This is a genomic window from Frankia sp. CcMO1, assembly GCF_977945845.1.
Map to the genome: position 1 here is coordinate 1 of NZ_CDWTMG010000315.1, position 4488 is coordinate 4488.

The 4488-nt window shown below is 68.6% G+C and carries 4 protein-coding genes; 3 read left to right on the top strand and 1 reads right to left on the bottom strand.

What is annotated here, in order from left to right; translation table 11 throughout:
* Window positions 1-45 precede the first annotated feature (45 nt).
* Window positions 46-1077 carry a sodium:solute symporter family protein gene (locus AC08OU_RS22830; protein WP_476605763.1) on the bottom strand — a complete coding sequence of 344 codons (1032 nt, stop codon included), beginning with the start codon at window positions 1075-1077 and terminating at the stop codon, window positions 46-48.
* Window positions 1078-1371: 294 nt separating this feature from the next.
* Here AC08OU_RS22830 and AC08OU_RS22835 point away from each other — a divergent pair, with 294 nt between their 5' ends.
* The 3 genes from AC08OU_RS22835 (at window position 1372) to AC08OU_RS22845 (ending at window position 4294) form a co-directional block, all read left to right on the top strand.
* Complete coding sequence (locus AC08OU_RS22835; RefSeq protein ID WP_462203727.1) at window positions 1372-1710, top strand: DUF3311 domain-containing protein; 339 nt, start codon at window positions 1372-1374, stop codon at window positions 1708-1710.
* Window positions 1707-2054: a hypothetical protein gene (locus AC08OU_RS22840; RefSeq protein ID WP_476605764.1), complete on the top strand. Its 348-nt coding sequence runs from the start codon at window positions 1707-1709 to the stop codon at window positions 2052-2054. Before AC08OU_RS22835 ends, AC08OU_RS22840 begins: the two co-directional genes overlap by 4 nt.
* A 146-nt stretch (window positions 2055-2200) precedes the next feature.
* Window positions 2201-4294: a carbon starvation CstA family protein gene (locus AC08OU_RS22845; protein ID WP_476605765.1), complete on the top strand. Its 2094-nt coding sequence runs from the start codon at window positions 2201-2203 to the stop codon at window positions 4292-4294.
* Window positions 4295-4488 lie beyond the last annotated feature (194 nt).

A 4488-nucleotide genomic window follows, 5' to 3' on the forward strand; every position in this document is an offset into this window, starting at 1 on the left:
CCCCGTATACGTTGCGGACGAAGAGCATAGCGACCGCCACCGACATCACGGCCGCGGGGACGAGCGCCGCGACAACGAGCGCGCCGAAGACGACGTCGGTGGCAACCGGCGGGGCCAGCTGCTGGACGAGCAGCGGGACAGCTGCTTCGGCCTGCCCGCGGGATGCGCGTACCCCCGCGGCCAAGGCGGCAACGCCGAGCAGCCCGAAGAGTCCGAGCAGGCCGGCAGGGTGACCGCCGAGCGGCGCAGGACGTCGGGGTTCTTCGCCGCGAAGGCGGCGGTGAGCACGTGTGGGTACACCAGCAGGGCCATCGCCGAGCCGAGCACGAGGCTCGCGAACGCGGCGAACGTCGACGGCTCCAGCGTGAGTGACGGATCCGGCAAGCCGTCCGCGGCCATGTTCCGCCGTGCCGCAGCAAAGATCTCGCCGGGTCCGCCGAGCCTGGCTAGGACGAGTCCGACCACGGCGAAGACCGCCAGGAAGATCAGAATTCCTTTGGCGACCGAGACGAGTGCCGGAGCGCGGATGCCGCTGTGATAGGTCGCGACGGCGAGCACCCCGAACACCGAGGCCAGCACCAGGTCGCCGGGCAGCCCAGGCGGGATGAGGCCGCCGGCAACGAGCACCGCGCGGACGCCGACCAACTGCAGCGCGATGTACGGCGTGGTGGCCACGATTCCGGTCAGCGCCACGGCGAGCGCGAGCAGCGGCGACCGGTGGCGTTCCCGCACGTAGTCGCCCACCGTGACGTAGCCGTGGCGCCGAGCCGTCTCCGCCAGACGTGGGAGGAGCACGAAGGCTAGCGGATAGACGATGATCGTATAGGGCAGCGCGAAGAAGCCGAGAGCGCCCACCCCGTAGACGAGGCCGGGCACCGCGGCGAAGGTATATGCGGTGTAGATCGTACCGCCGAGCAGGAACCAGGTCAGAACGCCACCGAACGGGCGCCCTGCGAGCGCCCACCCTTCCGGCGAGGGGAGCTCGTCCCGCCGATAGAACGCGCGCGTCTTTACCGATAGTAACGAAGTGCCTGCTATCACGACGGTGAATCCCGCCACGGTCGTCCCGTCGGCCATCCGAACACCCTCCGTTACACGCGGCTTCCCGTGCGGCGCGGCGAGGTTGCCGGTGGAAGCCCGCCCGGTCGTCCCGCCCGGTCCTTATTCCAGTTGCGCACCGAGCCGGCGCGGTTGACACGACATCCATCCCGAAACAAGCCGTAAACTTCTAGCTCACCAAGTCGTAAACCGCGGAGGCGCGGCGAGCAACTCTCCCGGTGACACCATCGCGGCCTGCGTGACCACCCGGCCTGGGTACCTGGGCCAGGCGGTGGCTTATCACCAGGAAGATCAAAATGCAGGGAGATCAGGATGTGGCACGATGAGCAGGGCCGGGACACCCAGCGGGGTGCCCCGGCGAACTCCGCGGCAGGCGTCCCGGCAGCGCCCGTGCCTGCAACAGGCCGGCCGGCCGCCGGTCGTCCGGCCCGCGCGGCGGCACGTCGGCGGCGAACCGCCGCGGTCGCGTGCCTCGGGACACCGTTCGCAGCCCTGCTGGCGGTCCCGCTTTATGCGCAGGATGAGCCACGGCTGGCCGGGGTGCCGTTCTTTTACTGGTATCAGCTTGCCTGGGTGCCCTTAAGCGCGCTGCTGACCGCCGCCGCTTGGCGGCTGCACAGTCGGGGGACGGCGCCGGAAGGCCTGCGATGATCCGGTTCACCGACCGGGCCCGCGCGGCGCTCCGCGAGGGCGAGGTAGTCGTTTTTGACTGGGCCCCGCTGGGGCTGTGCTGCGCCTGCACCGGTCAACTGTGGCTGCGCACCGCGCCGCGGGCGCTCGTGCCGCGGCACCGGGGCTTCCGCCCGGTGGACGCGGATCCCGGTGGCAGCGCCGTAGCCCATCCACTCGCCTATCCGTTCCTCCTGGGCCGCGATGTCACAGTCGGCTGCCGCTCGCGGCTCGGCTTCCGGCACTTCAGCACCGACCTGCCGCCCGATGTCGGGCTCGCTGACCTGCTCGGCCGGGCCGCTCTCGCCAAAGGACGCCTCGTATGACTACCCGTCTCGATACTGCCGGAACCGGCCTTCCGTCTGGCGGCGGTCGTGGGCCTGGCCTTGGCCGGAGGACCGGCCGGCTCCGTTCGATAGCCATCTGGACCACGGTGTCGGCGGCCGGCGCGATCAGCTGGGCTGTGCTCGCGATGTCCCGCCACGAGTCGATCTCTGCGGCGTGGATCCTGCTCGCCGGCCTGGGATCCTTCGCCATCGCCTACCGCTTCTACGCCCGGTTCATCGCAAACCGGGTGCTGCGGGTGGATGACAGCCGGGCGACGCCGGCCGAACGCCTCGACAACGGCGTCGACTACCAGCCGACCGACCGGCGGGTCCTGTTTGGCCACCACTTCGCTGCCATCGCCGGGGCCGGTCCGCTCGTCGGCCCGGTGCTCGCCGTACAGATGGGGTATCTGCCCGGGACGATCTGGATCATCGCCGGTGTTATTTTCGCCGGTGCCGTGCAGGACATGGTGACGTTGTTCTTCTCCATGCGGCGGGACGGCAAGAGCCTGGGCCAGATGGCGCGCGACGAGATCGGCCCGGTGGGCGGGACAGCGGCACTGGTGGCTGTCTTCGCCATAATGATCATTTTGCTGGCGGTGCTGGCGCTTGTCGTGGTGAACGCGCTCGCCGCCTCTGCATGGGGCACCTTCTCGATCGCAATGACCATCCCGATCGCCCTGTTCATGGGCATCTACCTGCGGGTGCTGCGACCCGGCCGGGTCGCTGAGGCCACCGCCGTCGGTGTCGCCGGACTGTTCGCGGCCCTTGTCGGCGGCCGCTGGATCCAGGACTCCGCCTTCGCCTCCGCCTTTACACTCAGCCCGAAGGCACTGGTCGCCTGCCTCGTCGGCTACGGCTTTGTCGCCTCGGTGCTGCCGGTGTGGCTCCTGCTTGCGCCCCGCGACTACCTCTCGACCTTTATGAAAGTCGGCACCATCGGGCTGCTCGCCATCGGCGTTCTCGTCGAATTTCCGGTACTTCAGGCGGACGCAATCAGTACTTTCGCGACCAGGGGAAACGGGCCGGTGTTCGCCGGCAGCCTGTTCCCGTTCCTCTTCATCACCATCGCCTGCGGTGCCCTGTCCGGATTCCACTCCCTCATCGCGTCCGGCACCACGCCGAAGATGATCCAGAAGGAGTCCCAGGTCCGGCTCATCGGTTATGGGGCGATGCTGACCGAGTCCCTTGTCGCACTGATGGCGCTGATCGCGGCGGCGGTGCTCAGCCCGGGCCTCTACTACGCCATGAATGCGCCCGGTGGGGTCGTCGGCAAGACCGCGGCGTCGGCTGCGTCCGCGGTCACCAACCTCGGTTTCACCATCACCCCGGACGCCCTCGAATCCGCGGCCCGGGCCGTCGGCGAATCGACGCTGGTAGCCCGCACCGGAGGTGCACCGACGCTCGCTGTCGGCATGTCCAACATCCTTTCAGGCGCATTCGGGGGCGGTCGCCTCGCCGCCTTCTGGTACCACTTCGCGATCATGTTCGAGGCATTGTTCATCCTGACCACTGTCGACGCCGGCACCCGGGTCGGCCGATTCATGTTGCAGGACATGCTCGGGAACGTGTGGAAGCCAATCGGCCGGGTGAGCTGGTGGCCCGGGGTCTGGCTGAGCAGCGCGCTGGTGGTCGGCGCCTGGGGCTACTTCCTCTGGACCGGGGCAACCGACCCGCTCGGCGGCATCAACCAGCTGTTCCCGCTGTTCGGGATGGCCAACCAGATGCTTGCCGCCATCGCATTGGCGGTCGTCACCACCCTGTTCGTCAAGAGTGGGCGAGCGCGGTGGGCCTGGGTGCCCGGCGTCCCGCTCGGCTGGGATGTCGCCGTCACCTTCACCGCGGCCTGGCAGAAGGTTTTCTCGGACGATCCCAAGCTCGGCTTCTTCGCCCAACGGAACCGCTATGCCGACGCGCTCGACGAAGGCAGGGTTCTGGCGCCCGCGAAGAGCATCAGCGACATGCACAAAGTCGTCCAGAACTCGACCTTGGACGGGATCATGGCGATAGTGTTCGCCCTGCTGGTGCTCGTCGTGCTCGCCGATGCGGTACGGGTGTGCATACGGGCTGTCCGCACCCGGGTGCCGATACCCACTACCGAAGCGGACTATGTAGCCTCCCGTTTTGTCGCGCCCGGGGGATTGTTGGCGACCGCTGAAGAGCGCCGGCTGCTCGCGGATGCAGCCCAGGCGGCCGTGGCCCCTCAGCCCGAGCCCGTCACACCGCCGCTGCGCCGCTGACAACATCCCACGAAAATGGCGAGAGTTGAATCTGTTTGCGCCGAGGCGAGCTGGCGACGGCCATCAGGCCGGAACCCGCTCGTCCCGGCGCAAACAGTCAGCGCGGCGGCGTCGGTGCGGCCCTCAATCTAACCAGACAGGCCGTGCCCGTCGGCGGCGTCGACGAACACGTACGAGGGTGTCCATTCAGGGGT